General features: G+C 64.5%; 13 protein-coding genes. 3 read left to right on the plus strand and 10 right to left on the minus strand.

Features of this window, described 5'->3' with window-relative positions; all coding sequences use genetic code 11:
* Positions 1-24: 24 nt before the first annotated feature.
* Positions 25-1,362, minus strand: a complete 1,338-nt coding sequence (locus IWW33_RS14445; protein ID WP_046787851.1) for an MATE family efflux transporter — start codon at positions 1,360-1,362, stop codon at positions 25-27.
* Positions 1,363-1,495: 133 nt separating this feature from the next.
* Between IWW33_RS14445 and IWW33_RS14450 the strand changes: the two genes are divergently transcribed.
* Positions 1,496-6,397: an alpha-2-macroglobulin gene (locus IWW33_RS14450; protein ID WP_174142013.1), complete on the plus strand. Its 4,902-nt coding sequence runs from the start codon at positions 1,496-1,498 to the stop codon at positions 6,395-6,397.
* A gap of 147 nt (positions 6,398-6,544) precedes the next feature.
* Here IWW33_RS14450 and IWW33_RS14455 read toward each other — a convergent pair whose 3' ends face one another.
* On the minus strand, positions 6,545-6,838 hold the full coding sequence (locus tag IWW33_RS14455; protein ID WP_012316393.1) for a hypothetical protein: 294 nt from the start codon (positions 6,836-6,838) through the stop codon (positions 6,545-6,547).
* 77 nt (positions 6,839-6,915) lie between these two features.
* Here IWW33_RS14455 and pbpC point away from each other — a divergent pair, with 77 nt between their 5' ends.
* Both pbpC and IWW33_RS14465 read left to right on the plus strand, forming a co-directional pair.
* Complete coding sequence (gene pbpC / locus IWW33_RS14460) at positions 6,916-9,270, plus strand: peptidoglycan glycosyltransferase PbpC (protein ID WP_174142012.1); 2,355 nt, start codon at positions 6,916-6,918, stop codon at positions 9,268-9,270.
* A 92-nt stretch (positions 9,271-9,362) separates the two neighbouring features.
* Complete coding sequence (locus IWW33_RS14465) at positions 9,363-11,021, plus strand: ShlB/FhaC/HecB family hemolysin secretion/activation protein (protein ID WP_174142011.1); 1,659 nt, start codon at positions 9,363-9,365, stop codon at positions 11,019-11,021.
* A 62-nt stretch (positions 11,022-11,083) separates the two neighbouring features.
* On the opposite strand, the gene IWW33_RS14470 is transcribed toward IWW33_RS14465, so the two are convergent.
* The 8 genes from IWW33_RS14470 to IWW33_RS14505 all read right to left on the minus strand — a co-directional run bounded on the left by IWW33_RS14470 (position 11,084) and on the right by IWW33_RS14505 (position 17,132).
* Entirely contained in the window at positions 11,084-11,860 is a 777-nt protein-coding gene (locus IWW33_RS14470; RefSeq protein ID WP_046787882.1) for a response regulator transcription factor, read from the minus strand.
* Between the two features lie 119 nt (positions 11,861-11,979).
* Positions 11,980-12,450 (minus strand): A24 family peptidase, encoded by a 471-nt coding sequence (locus IWW33_RS14475; RefSeq protein ID WP_174142010.1) that lies wholly within the window; start codon positions 12,448-12,450, stop codon positions 11,980-11,982.
* A 93-nt stretch (positions 12,451-12,543) separates the two neighbouring features.
* On the minus strand, positions 12,544-13,113 hold the full coding sequence (locus IWW33_RS14480; RefSeq protein WP_174142009.1) for a DUF4136 domain-containing protein: 570 nt from the start codon (positions 13,111-13,113) through the stop codon (positions 12,544-12,546).
* A 19-nt stretch (positions 13,114-13,132) separates the two neighbouring features.
* The gene (locus tag IWW33_RS14485) at positions 13,133-13,768 is read right to left on the minus strand and encodes a DUF4136 domain-containing protein (RefSeq protein ID WP_174142008.1); all 636 of its coding nucleotides are present in this window, start codon (positions 13,766-13,768) and stop codon (positions 13,133-13,135) included.
* A gap of 21 nt (positions 13,769-13,789) precedes the next feature.
* A complete protein-coding gene (locus IWW33_RS14490; RefSeq protein WP_012316386.1) occupies positions 13,790-14,539 on the minus strand; it encodes a methyltransferase domain-containing protein in 750 nt (249 codons plus the stop codon).
* Entirely contained in the window at positions 14,536-14,841 is a 306-nt protein-coding gene (locus tag IWW33_RS14495) for a MazG-like family protein (protein WP_012316385.1), read from the minus strand. The genes IWW33_RS14490 and IWW33_RS14495 overlap by 4 nt, the downstream gene beginning before the upstream one ends.
* Before the next feature lie 84 nt (positions 14,842-14,925).
* Positions 14,926-15,777: a MaoC/PaaZ C-terminal domain-containing protein gene (locus IWW33_RS14500; protein WP_115273811.1), complete on the minus strand. Its 852-nt coding sequence runs from the start codon at positions 15,775-15,777 to the stop codon at positions 14,926-14,928.
* 2 nt (positions 15,778-15,779) lie between these two features.
* Entirely contained in the window at positions 15,780-17,132 is a 1,353-nt protein-coding gene (locus IWW33_RS14505; RefSeq protein WP_046787858.1) for a 3-oxoacyl-ACP reductase, read from the minus strand.
* Positions 17,133-17,160 lie beyond the last annotated feature (28 nt).

Raw genomic sequence — 17,160 nt, forward strand, 5'->3', positions numbered from 1 at the left:
AAGGGCTGCAAGGCAGCCCCAGCATCAGTGAATCCACAGTCCTTTTCGTTGCAGGCGCCAGCCCACCCATCCCAACGTCACCGCCCGCAACGCCATGAACCCGAGAAACGCCAACCACAAACCGTGGTTGCCAAAGCCACTCATGGCCCACGCCAGCGGCAATGCAACCAGCACCGAAACCAGCATTGCATTGCGCATCTCCCGCGCCCGCGTGGCACCGATGAACAGGCCGTCCAGCAAGTAACTCCACACCGCTACCAATGGCAGTACCGCCAGGTACGGCAGGTACGGATAGGCGGCCGCGCGTACACTCTCGATATCGGTCTGCAGGTCGATGAACAAATGCCCGGCCAGCAGGAACAGCCCGGCAAAACCCAGACTGGTAATCAATGACCATCCACAGGCCACCACCAGCGAGCGGCGCAGGGTGTCGCGATCGCGGGCGCCAATGGCATGGCCGCACAGGGCTTCCACCGCATGCGCCAGGCCGTCGAGGGCGTAGGCGGTGAGCAGCAGGCCGTTGAGCAGCAGTGCATTGGCCGCCACCGTGGCCTCGCCCAGTCGCGCGCCTTGCACGGTGATCAGCAGGAACACCAGCTGCAAGGCCAGGCTGCGCAGGAAGATATCGCGGTTGACCGATAGCAACGGCCGCCAGGCTTGCCAGCGCCTGAGTGCCGCCCAGGCGATATGCCCGGGGTAGGCGCGCAGGGCAGGGCGGGTCAGGGCCAGGCCAAGCAGTGCCGCCGCCCACTCGGCGATCACCGACGCCCGCGCCGACCCCAGCACACCCCAATCCAGGCCAAGAACGAACCATAGGTTGAGGCCGATGTTCAGCAGGTTGGTGGTCAGCAATATGGCAAGCGGTGCTCGGGCGTTCTGGGTGCCGAGGAACCAGCCGACCAGCGCGTAGCTGGCCAGCGCCGCCGGCAGGCCGAGCAGGCGGGTATGGAAGAAGGCCTCGGTTGATTGCTGCAAGGCCTGACTAGGTTGCATCGCGTGCAGCGCCAGTTGACTGAAGGGCAGAGCGAGCAGGCCGATGAGCAGGGCAAAGCCCACCGCCAGCAGCAGGCCTTGCACCAGGACCTGGCGCAGCGCAGCACCGTCGGCACGCCCCGCGGCCTGGGCAGCGAAGCCGGTGGAGCCCATGCGCAGGAAGCCCATCAGGCCGACCATGAAAGTGAACAGCGTGGCACCCACCGCCACCGCGCCAAGCTGATGGGCGTGGGGCAGGTGACCGATGACCGTGCTGTCTACCAGGGCCACCAAGGGCACCGAGATGTTGGACAAAATCATCGGTGCGGCCAGGGCCCAGACTTTGCGGTGGGTGAGGCGGTGCTGCCAGTCGGTGGCAATTTGCGACATTTGAGTTCCTGGGAAAACAGGCCCGCATAGCGGCCCTTCTGGATCGATAGGCCGCATTCTAACGGCCAGCCACCTGCCGTTGCGCTATAGTTGCTGCCTTCACGCATACGCTGCCGATTAGAGTCCCCACTCCATGTTCAACAAAGGATTGTTGCTGGCCTGCGCGCTGGCCCTGCTCAGTGCCTGTGATTCCTCCACGCCAGACACACCTGCCGCCACCGAAAAACCGGCGGCAAGCACCCCGGCCGAATCTGCTGCGCCCAAGCGCCAGGACCCTGCCGAACTCGCCAAACGCTACGAAGGCCGTGAGCTCAGCGTACTGGATGTTTCGGAAGTGCAGCTCGACGGCGCCAGTGCCCTCTCGGTCAGTTTTTCCGCACCGCTGGACGCCAAGCAGAACTTCGCTGCCAAGCTGCATCTGGTCGATACCGTCAAAGGCAAGGTCGACGGTGCCTGGGAGCTTGCCGACAACCAGATGGAACTGCGCCTGCGTCACCTCGAGCCGCAGCGCAAGCTTGTGTTGACCGTCGACAAGGGCCTGCTGGCTGTCAACGGCAAGCAGCTGGAAAGCGAGTCGGTGACCCGCCTGGAAACCCGCGACATGCAGCCGACCATCGGCTTCGCCAGCCGTGGCTCGCTGCTGCCTACGCGGCTGGCCGAGGGCCTGCCGGTGATTGCCCTGAACGTCGACAAGGTCGATGTCGAGTTTTTCCGGGTCAAGCCGGACATGCTCTCGACCTTCCTGGTCAACTGGGGCCGCAACAGCAGCCTCTACTACTACCAGTCCAAGGAAACCCTGGCCCTGGCCGACCTGGTCTACAGCGGCCGGTTCGACCTCAACCCGGCGCGCAATACCCGTGAGACCGTGTTGCTGCCGATCGCCGGGATCAAGCCGCTGCAGGAGCCGGGCGTATACCTGGCAGTGATGCGCGCGTCAGGAACCTACGATTATTCGCAGCCGGCGACGCTGTTCACCCTCAGCGATATCGGCGTCTCGGCCCACCGCTATCGCGACCGTCTTGACGTGTTTGCCCAGGCCCTGGAGGGCGGCAAGGCGCTCAACCAGGTAAACCTCGAACTTCATGACGACAAGGGCAAGCTGCTGGCCCAGGCCAAGACCGATGGCCAAGGCCATGCCCAGCTGCCGCTCACGGCCAAGGCCGATACCCTGATCGCGACCCAGGGTGTGCATACCACACTGCTACGCCTGAACACTGCAGCGCTGGACCTGGCCGAATTCGACATCACCGGCCCGCAGGCAAACCCGCTGCAGTTTTTCATCTTTGGCCCGCGCGACCTGTATCGCCCGGGTGAGACGGTGCTGCTCAACGGCCTGTTGCGCGACCAGGATGGCAAGCCGGTGAAGGCCCAGCCAGTCGGTGTTGAGGTACGCCGCCCGGATGAGCAGGTCAGCCGCAGGTTTGTCTGGGAGGCCGATGCCAACGGCCTTTATCAGTACCAGTTGCAACTGGCTACAGAAGCGCCGACCGGTCGTTGGCAACTGCTGCTCGACCTTGGCGGGGGGCGCAAGCAGGTCTATGAGTTCCTCGTCGAAGACTTCCTTCCTGAACGCCTGGCGCTTGAACTGAAGGGCAGCAGCACACCGCTCTCGCCCGAAGAAACGGCGCAGGTCCAGGTCCATGGCCGGTACCTCTACGGTGCGCCGGCGGTGGGCAATCGCCTGAGCGGCCAGGCGTACGTGCGCCCCTTGCGCGAAGCGGTACCTGCTTTGCCGGGTTATCAGTTTGGTTCGGTCACCGAAACCGAGCTGAACCAAGACCTGGAGCTGGATGAAGTGACCCTCGATCAGGCTGGCAAGGCCGTGGTCGATATCGAAAGCCGCTGGGCCGAAGCGCGCTCGCCGCTGCAGTTGACCGTGCAGGCCAGCTTGCAGGAGTCCGGTGGCCGACCGATCACCCGTCGTCTCGAACAACCGATCTGGCCCGCCGACCGCCTGCCTGGCCTGCGTGGCGTGTTCGAGGGCGAGGAAACCGACAGCGACGGCCCGGTGGAATTCGAGTTCCTGGTGGCCGACCGTGACGGCAACAAGCTCGCTGCCAGCGACCTCAAGGTACGGCTGATCCGAGAGCGCCGCGATTACTACTGGAACTACTCGCAAAGCGACGGCTGGAGCTACAACTACAACGAAAAATTCCTCACTCAGAGTGAGCAAAGCGTCAATGTACAAGCGGGCTCTACTGCCAAGCTGACCTTCCAGGTCGAGTGGGGGCCTTACCGCGTCGAGGTGGAAGACCCACAGACTGGCCTGGTATCCAGCGAACGCTTCTGGGCGGGGTATCGCGCCCAGGACAATGCCGAAGGCGGCGCAGTGCGCCCCGACCAGGTCAAGCTGGCGCTGGACAAGCCGGCTTACGCTGATGGCGCTACTGCCAAGGTCACGGTAACCCCGCCAGCTGCCGGCAATGGCTACCTGATGATCGAATCCAGCGATGGCCCGCTGTGGTGGCAGGAGATCGACGTCCCCGCCGAAGGCAAGACCTTCGAGGTGCAGCTGGACAAGCAGTGGGCTCGCCACGACCTTTACATCAGTGCCCTGGTGATCCGCCCGGGTGAGCGCAAGGCCAATGCCACGCCCAAGCGTGCCGTCGGTGTGCTACACCTGCCGCTGGGCCGCGCCGAGCGCAAGCTGGCGGTCAGCCTGCAGGCACCGGAAAAAATGCGCCCCAAGCAACCCCTGACGGTCAGGATCAAGGCCACCAATGCCGATGGCAGTATTCCTAAACAGGCCCATGTGCTGTTGTCTGCTGTGGATGTGGGCATCCTCAACATCACCGACTTCAAGACCCCTGACCCATACGCCAGCCTGTTCGGCCGCAAGGCCTATGGCGCCGACCAGCTGGACATCTATGGCCAACTGATCGAAGCCGGTCAGGGGCGCCTGGCCAGCCTGGCCTTCGGCGGTGACGCAGCCATGGCCAAGGGTGGCAAGCGCCCCAACACCACGGTCACCATCGTTGCCCGGCAGAGTGTGCCGGTGACCCTGAACGAGCAGGGCGAGGGCGAGGCGAGCGTCGATATTCCCGACTTCAATGGCGAACTGCGGCTGATGGCCCAGGCCTGGACCGAGGACCACTTCGGCATGGCCGAGGGCAAGACCGTGGTGGCGGCCCCGCTGATTGCCGAACTCTCGGCGCCGCGCTTCCTTGCCGGTGGCGACCGCACCAGCCTGGCGCTGGACCTGGCCAACCTTTCCGGCCTGGCCCAGCAGCTGACTGTCGATATCAGCACCGAGGGGCAGGTGAGCCTGGCAATGAGCGCCCAGCAGCGTGTTGCCCTGGCCGAGGGCCAGCACACCACCCTGATGATCCCGGTGCAGGCGCAGGGTGGCTTGGGCCAGGGCAAGGTGCATGTACGGGTCAATGGCCTGCAGTTGCCGGGCGAGCCGCTGAACACCTTCGAGCGTGAATGGACGCTGGGCGTACGCCCCGCGTACCCGGCCGTGCTCAAGCATTACCGCGTGGCTCTCAAGGACCAGCCCTGGACGCTGCCTGAAGCCGACCTGGCAGCATTCGAACCGGCCGGGCTGGAAGCCAGCCTGGCGTTGTCGAGCCGCCCGCCACTGAACCTGGCCGAGCAGATCCGTGCCCTCGAAGCCTACCCCTACGGTTGCCTGGAACAGACCACCAGCGGCCTGTACCCCTCGCTGTACGCCGATGCGCAGAGCCTCAAGCGCCTGGGGATCAAAGGCGAGCCGGCCGAGGTGCGCAAGCGCAAGATCGAAATGGGCATCGAACACCTGCTGGGGATGCAGCGCTACAACGGCAGCTTCGGCCTGTGGAGTTCTGACAGCGAGGAGGAGTACTGGCTGACCGCCTATGTCACCGACTTCCTGCTCAGGGCCCGGGACCAAGGCTATGGTGTGCCGGCCGAGGCGCTGAAGAAAGCCAATGAACGCCTGCTGCGCTACTTGCAGGAGCGTAACCTGATCGAGGTCGACTACAGCGAGAACGCCGCACACACCCGCTTTGCCGTGCAGGCCTACGCTGCGCTGGTACTTTCGCGCAGCCAGCAGGCTCCGCTGGGGGCCTTGCGCAGCCTGTTCGAACGGCGCGCCGATGCGCGCTCCGGCCTGCCGCTGGTACAACTGGCCGTGGCGCTGGACAAGATGGGCGACAAGCCGCGTTCGCAGGAGGCATTGCAAGCAGGCCTGGGTATCAGCCGCAGCAAAGACTGGATGGCCGATTACGGCAGTAGCCTGCGTGACCAGGCATTGATCCTGGCGTTGCTGCAGGAGAGTGATCTGGCCAGCAACCAGGTCGATCAGCGGTTGTTCGCGCTGTCTGATGAGCTGGCCGCCAACCGTTGGCTGTCGACGCAGGAGCGTAATGCGCTGTACCTGGCCGGGCGTGGCTTGCTCGATAAGCCTGAGAGCCCGTGGAAGGCGCGCCTGGACAGTGCCGGTGAGGTGCGGGAGTTCAGCAATGGCGACGCCGGCATGAAGCTCGAAGGCCCACTGTTGGCCTCGCCGCTGAGTGTGCAGAACGAAGGTAGTGAAACTGTCTACCAGCAACTGACCCTCTCGGGCTATCCACGTCAGGCGCCTGCCGCGGGCGGCAACGGCATGGAGATCCGCCGTGAATACCTGGGCATGAACGGCCAGGTACTGGACCTGCACAACGTGCGCAGCGGCGACCTGGTGCTGGTGCATCTGGCGCTCAAGGCCACGGACCGGGTTCCGGATGCGCTGGTGGTCGACCTGTTGCCGGCGGGCCTGGAGCTGGAGAACCAGAACCTGGCGCAGAGCGCTGCCAGCCTGAACAATGCCAGCAGCGCAGTGAAGCAGTGGCGTGAGTCGATGCAAAACGCCAGCGTGGTGCATCAGGAATACCGTGATGACCGGTATGTGGCGGCGCTCAAGCTCGACGGCTATGGCACCACTCACCTGTTGTATCTGGCGCGAGCGGTGACCCCGGGCACCTACCGTATACCGCCGCCGCAAGTGGAGTCGATGTACCGGCCGAACCTGCAGGCGGTGGGCGATGGGCAGGGTGAGATGACGGTCAAATCAAGGTAGGGCATGCTGCTCTTTTGTAGGAGCGGCCTTGCGTCGCGAAAGGGCCTCATAGAGGCCCCAGACCAGCAACTGTGGTGAACAACGTTTTTGCGGCCGCTGCGCGCCCGATCGCGACGCAAGGCCGCTCCTACAATTGACGGTGCACGCTCAATGGATCACCCAGCTCATCACCCACAACCCCAGCACCAGCCAGATGATCCCGAGGATGATCGAGGCGCGCATGAAGGCGCGGATTGCCGAGTACAGCAGCAGCAGGCCGACGATCAGGGCAAGGATGCTGACCAGTGAGGTGTCCATGCCCAGTGTGCGCGCAAGGCCATCAATGAAGTTGCCCCCGGCGTTGGCCAGCAGGTTGAACAGGCCGCTCAAGGCGTCGACGATGAAGCGGATCAACGAACCCAGTGCCTGGCCAAGCCACTCGAAAAAACCTTCTACATGCATAGTTGCTTCCTGATGTACGAATCGGCGAGGTTGCCGTCCCCAAGCCTTTGGCCATTACCTGGCCCGGTCGGTTCCCGATGCCTAGCTTAGCGCGACCGCGCACGCGTGCGGCAAGGATCCTGCGCGCCAGCGTGGTGGCGCTGGTGGGCATCGCCGGCCTGTTGTGGCTGGCTGACCGTATCTGGCCATTGCCCATGCCGGCAGATGATCTGGCGCGGGTCGTGCTGGCCGAAGACGGCACGCCCTTGTGGCGCTTCGCCGATGCCGAGGGCGTGTGGCGCTACCCGGTCAGCCCCAAAGAGGTTTCGCCTTTGTACCTGCAGGCGCTGCTGACCTATGAGGACCGCTGGTTCTACCACCACCCAGGGGTCAACCCGCTGGCGCTGGTGCGCGCGGCATGGCTGAACGTGCGCGGCGGGCGGGTTGTTTCAGGTGGCAGCACGCTGTCGATGCAGGTGGCGCGTTTACTCGACCCGCACGAACGCACGCTGGCAGGCAAGCTGCGGCAACTGTGGCGTACGGCGCAGCTGGAATGGCACCTGTCCAAGCACGAGATTCTGCAGATCTACCTCAATCGCGCACCCTTCGGTGGCACCTTGCAGGGCGTGGCGGCGGCCAGTTGGGCCTACCTCGGCAAATCGCCGATGCACCTCACGCCTGCCGAAGCGGCGCTGCTGGCAGTGCTGCCCCAGGCACCCAGCCGGTTGCGCCCGGACCGTCACCCCGCACGCGCCCAGCGTGCGCGGGACAAGGTGCTGCAGCGCCTGGACGAGTATCAGGTGTGGCCTGCCTGGCAGATCAAGGAAGCTGCCGAAGAGCCGTTATTGCTGGCCCCGCGTAAGGAGCCAGCCTTGGCACCGCTGCTGGCGCGCCGCCTGAACACTCCCGGCAGCCCGCCGTTGATCCGCACCACGCTCGATGCCTCGTTGCAGCGGCGCCTCGAGGACCTGCTGCTGGGCTGGCGTGCCCGCTTGCCGGAACGTACCTCCGCGGCCGTGCTGGTGGTGGATGCGCAGAGCATGGCCGTGCGTGCCTACCTGGGTTCGATCGACCTTGCCGATGAGCGCCGTTTCGGCCACGTCGACATGGTCCACTCGCTGCGTTCACCGGGCTCGACCCTCAAGCCGTTCCTCTATGGCATGGCCCTGGACGACGGCCTGATCCATTCCGAATCGCTGCTGCAGGATGTACCGCGCCGCTATGGCGATTACCGGCCTGGCAACTTCTCGATGGGTTTCAGCGGCCCGGTCTCGGCCAGTTCGGCGCTGGCCTTGTCGCTCAACCTGCCGGCGGTGCAGTTGCTCGAAGCGTATGGGCCCAAGCGCTTTGCTGCGCAACTGCGCATGGCCGGCATGCCGCTGGCGCTGCCGCCATTGGCCGAGCCTAATCTGTCGTTGATCCTCGGTGGCGCAGGCAGCCGCCTGGAGGAGCTGGTGGGTGGTTATGCGGCATTGGCCCGTGGCGGCAACCGTGCGCGGGTGCGTCTGCAACCGCAGGATCCGCTGCTGGAGCGGCGTCTGCTGTCACCGGGGGCGGCGTGGATCATCCGGCGTATTCTCAGCGGCCAGGCGCGGCCGGACCGTGACCCGCACGCGCAGTTGGTGCAACGCCCGCATTTGGCCTGGAAAACGGGTACCAGCTATGGCTTTCGTGATGCCTGGTCGATCGGCGTCGGGCCGCGTTATCTGATTGGCGTGTGGATTGGCCGGCCCGACGGCACCCCAGTGCCCGGCCAGTTCGGCCTGGCTTCGGCGGCGCCGCTGATGCTGCAGATTCACGACCTGCTGACCAACCGTGACAGCCAGCGGGGCCTTGGCGTGCCGGTCGAACAGGTGCCCGCCAGCATTGGCGTGGCCGCGATCTGCTGGCCGCTGGGCCAGCCCATGAACCGGCAAGACCCCAACTGCAGGCGCCAGCGCTTTGCCTGGACACTCGACGGCACCACCCCGCCGACCCTGCAGGCAGCCGATCAACCGCTTGGGCTGGGTTTGCGTGAGCAGGTCTGGGTCAACGCGCGGGGGCTGCGGGTGGATGGCTCGTGCCCAGGTGCCCACGCGCGTGATGTCGCCCTTTGGCCGGCCCCGCTCGAGCCTTGGCTGGCGCGGGTCGAGCGGCGTGCGGCGCGGCTGCCGGCGGTGGACCCAAGCTGCCCGCCGCAGGTACCTGCCACGGCACCGCCCCTGTCTATCGTCGGTGTACGCCCAGGCGACAACCTGCGCCGCCCGGCCACCAGCAGCGAGCCGTTGCAACTGCAGGTTTCGGCCCTGGGTGGGGGTGGGCGGCGCTGGTGGTTCCTCAACGGCCAGCCCCTTGGCCAGACCGAGGGCCAGGGCAGCATGCGGGTGCGCTTTGAGCAGGCCGGGCAGATCGAGCTCAGCGCACTCGATGAGAGCGGTGAAACCGCGCGGGTGGCGTTCCAGGTCAGCGATTAGCCGTTCGACGTTTGCCGGGGCAGCACCTACGCTTGCTGGTGATGGGTGTGGCCGGCCGACGCCCCGGCGCCCAAGGGATCGTGGAGCGTCCTATGCGTCTTGCGGTCGTGCCCCTGTTACTGCTGACCTGGGCCAGCCTGGCCCTTGCCGAGCCGTTGCCGGCTTTTCTCGATACCCATGAATACGAGCGCCGCCTGCCCACCGCCAACCTGCCGGTAGATACCTATCGCCCCGTTACCCCGGCGCTGCATGTCGTGTTACCTGCTGCACCCGAGAGCTTGCCGTCAGATGCCCGATTCGTACTGCACAAGGTGCGCTTCGAGGGCGGTACGGTTTACCCGCTGAGTGAATTGCGTGAGCACTATCAAGCATTGATTGGGCACGAGATCTCCTTGGGTGATCTGCAGCAATTCACTGAGCGACTGACCCAGCGTTACCAGCATGATGGCTACCCGCTGTCGTATGCCTACCTGCCACCTCAGGACTTTGCCGATGGCCGTGTGCATGTGGTGCTGGTGGAAGGGTACATCCAGGGCTATGAACTGCTGGGTGATATCGGCCCGCCCGCGCTCTACCTCAAGCAGGTGACAGGACGCCTGCTGGCCGAGCGGCCACTGACCCAGGAAACGCTCGAGCGCTATGTCGGCGCGGTGCAGCGGCTACCGGGTATCAATGTGAAGGCTGAAGTGGCGGTGGGGCCCGCCCCTGAAGACGCGAACCGTCTGAAAATACGTGCGTGGCGCAGGCCAGTTGATGCTGGCGTGACCCTGAGTGACGGCAGCCGCGGGGACCTGCAGGCGCTGTTCAAAATCTCCAGCAATGGCCAGACACGCTTTGCCGAGCAACTGACTGCGAGCTTTCTGCTGCCGGCCGGTGACGAACACGTTGATTACCAGCGCCTGGATTACAGCCAGCCTCTGGACGCTCACGGCAACCAATTGCTGCTAGGCGCTGCACGGTACCGCAGTGAGCCGCGTACTCGTGTCCGGCTGGATGGCGGTGCCGACATCAATCAGCGCCTTGAGAGCGAGCGTTATTCTATTGGCCTCGGCCAGCCCCTGATGATTGCACCGAACGAATGGGTGAACGTGGCCGGGCGTTTTTATTCGGTCGGCGAGCACATTGAGTATCGGGCGGGCGGCTTACCCGAGTACGACACCTATGTTCGCGCGCTGTCATTCGAAGGCGACTGGCGCAAGGCAGATCCCGGTCGCCTGCGCATCGCCAGCGCCGGGGTCTATCAGGGTATGGATTATCTGGGGGCGCGTAGCGATGCGGACTACGACATGGACTTTCTGCGCTTTCGGATCGCCGGGCTGCAGAGCGACCAACTGTCTGAACAGTGGCAGGGCGTCGTGTCGGCCGCAGTGCACTGGAGTGACTACAGGCTGCCCGACAGTGAGCGAGCGGTGTTTGGCGGGCAGCGTTTCGGCCGCGGCTACCCGAGCGACCAGGCCTCAGGTGACAAGGGCTGGGGTGTGGCTTACGAGCTCAACTACAGCATTATGGCTGGCCGTGCCTGGTTGCAACGGGTGCAGCCCTATGCGGTGCTCGATGCGGCGCACGCCTGGTACAACGGCGGGCCTTTCGAGGATGCGCACCTTAGTTCGGCAGCGCTGGGCGTTCGCCTGGCAGGCGGGCGATATGGCAATGTGGCGCTGGAGGTGGCCAAGCCGCTGGCGGATGTGGCACTGGACAGCCTGAACCGCCGGCCTCGGCTGATGCTGAGCGTCAGCTATCAGCTGGATTGAGCGTCGGGTCTTCAGGCCCTATCGGCGGCTGCCGGTGACAGGGCCTGTGAAGACCGTTTCACTCAATGGGTGGTGAACCGCTGGTGCACCGGCGACGAACTGGGTGTCAACGCAAGCGCCAGTTGCGTGCGGTTGTGCATATGGGTCAGTCGCAACACCTGCGAAACGTACAGTTTCACGGTGTTTTCGGTGATCCCGAGCTCGCAGGCAATCTGGTAGTTGGTCTTGCCTTTGCTCACCAGCCGGGCCACTTCCAGCTGGCGTGGTGAGAGCTTCTCGAACGCGGCGGGCAGATCGCTCTCGCCCTCTTCGACATCGCTGGCGCGGCGGTGGACGCCCTGGCCCCGCGCTTTCTCCAGGTCCTGGTAAAGCTCATCGATGCAGCCCGCCAGGTCTTGCAACCGTTTGTTGAGACTGCCCAGGTTCTGGAAGTTGGATTTGCGCTCCAGCAAAACCTGCTCCTGGCGACGCACGCCTTCCAGCAGTTCGTCGAGGTCAACGGGTTTCTGGTAGTAATCAGCGAAGCCTTCGCGCAGCGCACGAATCACGTCCTGCTTGTCGGCCCGGCCAGTGAGCATGATCGCTTCGAACACGCGCTGGCGCCCGGCAATTTCCTTCAACGCCCTCACCAGTTCAATGCCATCGCGCTCGGGCATGTGCAGGTCGCACAGCACCAGGCCAATGGATTCATCTGCCACATAGCGCTCGATGGCTTCGTCTGTTGAATGCGCGGCCACGCAATGGTGGCCCTGATTTTCGAGATACTCACACAACTGTTCGACGATCAGGGGCTGGTCATCGACCACCAGAACCTTCACCTCGCTGAATGACTTGTTCACGATCAACTCCCTGTTCCTAAGCGGCCCTGCTCCCGGGCCAGACGCTCTGGCAGCTTAACCATAGACGCTGCTTGCGAACCTGTACAACGCATGTACAAGTTATCGGACAACGGGACTGATTATTGGATCCATACCGCTGTGAGCAGAAAGCCGGCCAGCACATAAGGCACGAAGGCTTGTTTGTCGCCCATTTGTTCGGTGAGCGCCTGCAGCCGCTTCTTTACCTTGGGGTTGAACAGGGTCCACAGGCGGCGGCGAGTCACCAGCCACACCAACACGCTGACGCCGGCACCGATAAAGGTCCCCAGCACATACTGATGACTGGTCGCCAACGCCAGTGCGCCCATCAGCTTGACGTCGTCAGCGCCGAAGTGGCCGAGCATGTAGCCGGGCAAGGTCAATAGCATGACGATGGCCAATGCCCAGCCGGCATCGCTGGCGTCGGCGCCAATCCAGGTGTGGCCGGTGAAGAACAGCCAGATCAGCGCACAGGCTGCTACGCCCAAGGTCAGGACATCGGCGATCTGGCGTTCGCGAATATCCTGTTCAGTGCACAAGGCAAGCCACATCAGCAGAACAATGCTTTGCATTGGCAGGTCGATCCTTATTCGTTGAACACGTCTACCCGTTCAGCAGGTTTATCAACAGGGTAGACGCGATCTGACGAACGGGCTATGCCATGCTCATCTGGCCCTGCCTGGCGGGTAATTGCCCAGTACCTGGCCAACGGTCTTCTGGATGGCGCTGTTGCGTTCCTCAGGGCTGGGCGGGTAGTTGTTCATGATCTGCTCTGCACTGCCGCGCCAGACCAGCTTGCCGTCGCGGCCATCGAACATGTCGACCTGGATGGTCGCTACCTTGTAATCGACGCTACGGGTTTCGTTGTACATCGGCCCGCCCCAATAGCCACCCCAATAACCACCCCAGCCACCACCGTAGTTGGTGGTGATCTGCTGCTGGCGTTGTTCGACGATCAGGTAGGCACGCACAGTGACATCAGGTTGGGCATTGCCTTGTGCCGGGCGCAGGCCGCGCTGGTCGAGCTGGTCGGCGACGGCCTGGCGGATCCGCTGTTCGGTGAGGTCGCTCTTGATACGCGGGTCATCCGGGCGGTAGTGCAGGGCCGGCTCTTGCCATGCCCAGCTGCGGTACGCGGCAAAGTCTCGGCTGGCGTCGAAATCCTGCTGGACGTTGTTGCTGGAGCAGGCGGCAAGCAACAGCACGAATGACAGTAGAACGAAGCGACGCAACATGATGGTTCTCCGTTAGGCATTAACTGGGAGGATAGCCGCTGAGTGCCTTGTGTACCGATTCGCGCAATGCGCTTTCGCGGTCACGCGGCGAGCTTTTGTCACCGCCGCTTTCAGCGCTCGCGCTCCACACCGGCTGGCCGTTGCGGGCGTCGAACAGGTCGATGCGCACCACCATCACTTCAACTTCGTAAGTGCGTACGATCGGCACGCTGCCATAGGCGCCGTAACCGTTGCGGTAACCGCCGAAACCGACACCGCCGTAGGGGGACGGGCCGTAGTAGGGGTCGTAGTAGTCATAGTCGCGTACCTGGCGCAAACGCCGCTCCAGGCGCATGTCGGCACTGACCAGCAAGTCGCCGGTCGCGCCCCTGGCCGGGCGCAGTCCATGCTGGTCGAGGGCGCCACTGACGGCATCGGCTAGTTGCCCCGGGGCGGCGTCAGCAGTGCCGCTTGGCAACTGGCCGTCGCGCCAGCTCCAACTGCGGTAACGGCCATAGTCACGCGGTGGGGCCGGGTAGGCACTGGCGTCGAAGGTGCTGGCCGCCTGCGCGGGGGCCGGCGGCAAGGGGCGGCTGCTGGCAACGTACGGGTTGCTGCCCTGACAGGCGCTGAGGGCAAGCGGGAGCAAGGCCAGGCACAGCAGGCGGTACGGCATGAAATCCTCCTGGCGGGTGGTTCAGCGAGGGCGGCACATCCAGTGCAGGTAGCGGCCAAGCCCGGCAAAGCTCGGGTGGCGGCGGTGGGCCAGTTCCATTTCCAGCAGGTCGAGCATCTCGGCCTTGGCCTGGAATTCCCTGGGCATGTAGTCGTGGAAAACTCGCACGCCACTCTCGGTTTCGACCTGCCACAGAGGATCAAGTTGCACCTTGAGCTCACGTGGATCAAGCGGTTTCTGCGGGGTGAGGCTCTGTTTTTCACCTTCCAGGCGGTTGCTGCGCAACTTGCGGAAATGGCCCTTGAGCAGGTTGCGATAAACCAGCGCATCCCGGTTGTAGAAGGCCAGGGACAACCACCCGCCAGGTGCGGTCAGTTGGTGCAGCACTGGCAGGATGCTCTCTGGCTCGGCCAGCCATTCGAGCACGGCGTGGCACAGCACCAGATCGTAGGGCTCGGTGAGCTGACCGAGCAGGTCCTGCCATGGCGCCTGGATGAACGTGGCGGTCTGGCCGGCATCGGCAAAGCGCGTGCGGGCACCTTCGAGCATGGGTGCGGCCGGCTCGGCCAGGGTCAGTTGGTGACCGCGCTCGGCCAGCCATAAAGCCATGTGGCCGAGCCCGGCTCCGATGTCGAGTACCCGCAGCGGGCGGTCGGGGAGGGCGTCGGCCAGGTCGGCCTGCAGCACGGCCAGGCGGATCGCGCCTTTGGCGCCGCCGTAGATCTTCTCGGCGAAGCGAGTGGCCAGCTCATCGAAGTGACGGTCGTTCATCGGGCGAAGCGCCTTTCGGTGTCGGCCAGCTTGGCCCGTACCACCTGCTCCATGTCCAGGCCCAGTTCGCTGCACAGCAGCAGCAGGTAGAGAATGACGTCACCTACCTCTTGGCCGGCGTGGGCGAGCTTGTCCGCAGGCAGTTGGCGCGATTCGTCTTCGCTGAGCCATTGGAAGATTTCCACCAGCTCGGCCATTTCCACGCTGGCGGCCATGGCCAGGTTCTTCGGGCTGTGGAAGCCGCGCCAGTCGTTGTTGTCACGGATCTGGTGCAGGCGTTGAGTGAGTTCTTGCAGGTTCATTGCGGTTCTCCTAGTGCCGCATAGCTTCCGTGCAGCCCCAATGCAAAGCAAGAGGATTCAAGGGGCCAAAGCAGCCTGCGGCCTTCAGAGCGAACCCCAGCGCCCGACCATGTGCAGCAGCTCACCGTGCCCATCCAGGCGCAGCTCACCGGCAGGGCCGGCGGCGCTGGCACTCAATACCACCTCCGAGGGCAACCGCACTGGCTTGCGGAAATCCACTTCGAAGGCATACCCGCTGCCTGGCAGGTGCCCACGCAGCGCTGCCAGCGCCATGGCCTTGCTCCACATGCCATGGGCGATCGCCCTGGGGAAGCCAAACAACCGGGCACTTGTGGCGCTCAGATGAATCGGGTTGTAGTCGCCACAGACTTTGGCGTAGCGCCGGCCAATATCGCTGTCGGCGTACCAGCGGGTCGTCTCAGGCAAAGGCTGCGGTTCGCTTTCCTCGCTTTCTTCGGGCTGCCCTTCAAGTTTCAAGCCGCGCACCAGCATGCGGCTGGTTTCGCGCCACAAAAGGCCAAGGCCATCTTCGGCTTCGGTGATCAGGTCGAATGTGCCGCCTTTGGCATGTGGCTGCAGGTTGTCGGCAAACACCGCAAAGTGCAGCCCGTCGATACCACCCAGGGGGCGCAGCACCTCGATGCGGTTGTGCAGGTGTACCAGGCCCAGCAGTGGGAAAGGGAAGCCGTGGGCGGTCAGCAACTGCAACTGCAGGTTAAACGCCATGATATGGGGGTAGGTGCCCGGCAAGCGGCCGTCATCGGTGAAGTGGCACAGATTGCGGTACGCCGCGAGATTGCCGGGCTGCATAGGGATGAAGCAGCGCAGGCCATCGGCTGGCAGGGCGTGGCCGCTGATCTTGCGTTTGCTGGCCGCGCGCAGATAAAGGCTTGCGCGTGAGTCGGGGCTGTTCAGGTCATGCCAGTGCCGGTTCATGCTCAAGCTCCCATCAATGCCTGGCCACAGACCCGCAGCGCTTGGCCATTCACCGCGCCGGAACCGGGCTGGCTGAGCCAGGCGATGGCCTCGGCGACATCCTGCGGGCGCCCGCCCTGGCCCAGCGAGCTCAGGCGCCGCCCGGCTTCACGCAGGCCCATGGGCATGGCGGCGGTCATGTGCGTCTCGATAAAACCGGGAGCCACGGCATTGATGCTGCCACCTTGGCCGGCGAGCTTGGGTGCCCAGGCCTGGGCAAAACCGATCAGCCCGGCCTTGCTTGCGGCATAGTTGGCCTGGCCGCGGTTGCCGGCGATGCCGCTGACCGAGGCCAGCAGAGTGATGCGTGCATCTGCGCCCAGGGCGCCGCCTTCATACAGCGCCTGGGTCAGTACCTGGGGTGCTTTGAGGTTGACCGCCATGACGGCGTCCCAGTAATCGGGGGTCATGTTGGCGAGGGTCTTGTCCCGGGTGATGCCGGCGTTGTGCACGACGATATCGATGCCATCAGGCAAGGCCTGGAGCAGTTGCGCGGCTGCGTCACTGGCACAGATGTCCAGCCCCAGCGCCTTGCCGCCCAGGCGGGCAGCGAGGGCATCGAGATCTTGCTGGGCCTGCGGCACGTCCAGCAGCATCACCTCGGCACCATCACGTGCCAAGGTTTCGGCAATGGCGGCGCCTATCCCGCGTGCAGCGCCAGTGACCAATGCCCGGCGCCCGGCGAGCGGCCGCGTCCAGTCTTCGACCTGGCTGGCACAGGCCTGCAAACGCAGCACCTGGCCGGAAATGAATGCGCTCTTGGGTGACAGGAAGAAGCGCAAGGCGCCTTCGAGCTGGCCATCGGCAGCTTCATCCACGTACAACAGCTGCGCCGTCGCACCGTTACGCAATTCCTTGGCCAGCGAGCGGCTGAAACCCTCCAGGGCACGCTGGGCGACGCTGGCCAGCGGGTCGTCGATGCCTTCCGGTGCGCGCCCGAGTATGACCACATGGGCGCAGGGTGCCAGGCTGCGCAGCAACGGCTGGAAGAATTCGCGCAACTGCTTCAGCTCATCGCTGTCGGACAGATGACTGGCATCGAACACCACGGCCTTGAGCTTGGGCCCCAGGCCAGCCACCCAGGCGGGAGCCTGCAGGCTTACACCATTGAAGCTGTAGCATTCGTCGGTCAGGCGTGGAGCGATAGCTTCGACCTGATTTGCCAGAGGCCCACCGCCGATGACCAGTGCGCCCTCCACCGGGCGCAGGCGCCCGGCCTGCCAGCGTTCCAGCGGTGCCGGGCGTGGCAGCCCGAGGGCATCGACGAAGCGGCGGCCGAGGTTGGAGTTGGCAAAGCCGAGATAGCGGTCGCTCATGTGCGGGTCTCCCTGAAGGCAAGCATTG

Source organism: Pseudomonas sp. M2, from assembly GCF_015751845.1.
Taxonomy (GTDB): domain Bacteria; phylum Pseudomonadota; class Gammaproteobacteria; order Pseudomonadales; family Pseudomonadaceae; genus Aquipseudomonas; species Aquipseudomonas putida_E.

What these genes read in the sequence shown, in the direction of transcription:
- IWW33_RS14455 (WP_012316393.1), bottom strand. Translation starts at nt 6,838, where the DNA reads ATGCATGTAGAAGGTTTTTTCGAGTGGCTTGGCCAGGCACTGGGTTCG.
- IWW33_RS14450 (WP_174142013.1), top strand. Translation starts at nt 1,496, where the DNA reads ATGTTCAACAAAGGATTGTTGCTGGCCTGCGCGCTGGCCCTGCTCAGT.
- IWW33_RS14480 (WP_174142009.1), bottom strand. Translation starts at nt 13,113, where the DNA reads ATGTTGCGTCGCTTCGTTCTACTGTCATTCGTGCTGTTGCTTGCCGCC.
- IWW33_RS14490 (WP_012316386.1), bottom strand. Translation starts at nt 14,539, where the DNA reads ATGAACGACCGTCACTTCGATGAGCTGGCCACTCGCTTCGCCGAGAAG.
- IWW33_RS14485 (WP_174142008.1), bottom strand. Translation starts at nt 13,768, where the DNA reads ATGCCGTACCGCCTGCTGTGCCTGGCCTTGCTCCCGCTTGCCCTCAGC.
- IWW33_RS14495 (WP_012316385.1), bottom strand. Translation starts at nt 14,841, where the DNA reads ATGAACCTGCAAGAACTCACTCAACGCCTGCACCAGATCCGTGACAAC.
- IWW33_RS14445 (WP_046787851.1), bottom strand. Translation starts at nt 1,362, where the DNA reads ATGTCGCAAATTGCCACCGACTGGCAGCACCGCCTCACCCACCGCAAA.
- IWW33_RS14500 (WP_115273811.1), bottom strand. Translation starts at nt 15,777, where the DNA reads ATGAACCGGCACTGGCATGACCTGAACAGCCCCGACTCACGCGCAAGC.
- IWW33_RS14475 (WP_174142010.1), bottom strand. Translation starts at nt 12,450, where the DNA reads ATGCAAAGCATTGTTCTGCTGATGTGGCTTGCCTTGTGCACTGAACAG.
- IWW33_RS14505 (WP_046787858.1), bottom strand. Translation starts at nt 17,132, where the DNA reads ATGAGCGACCGCTATCTCGGCTTTGCCAACTCCAACCTCGGCCGCCGC.
- IWW33_RS14465 (WP_174142011.1), top strand. Translation starts at nt 9,363, where the DNA reads ATGCGTCTTGCGGTCGTGCCCCTGTTACTGCTGACCTGGGCCAGCCTG.
- pbpC (WP_174142012.1), top strand. Translation starts at nt 6,916, where the DNA reads ATGCCTAGCTTAGCGCGACCGCGCACGCGTGCGGCAAGGATCCTGCGC.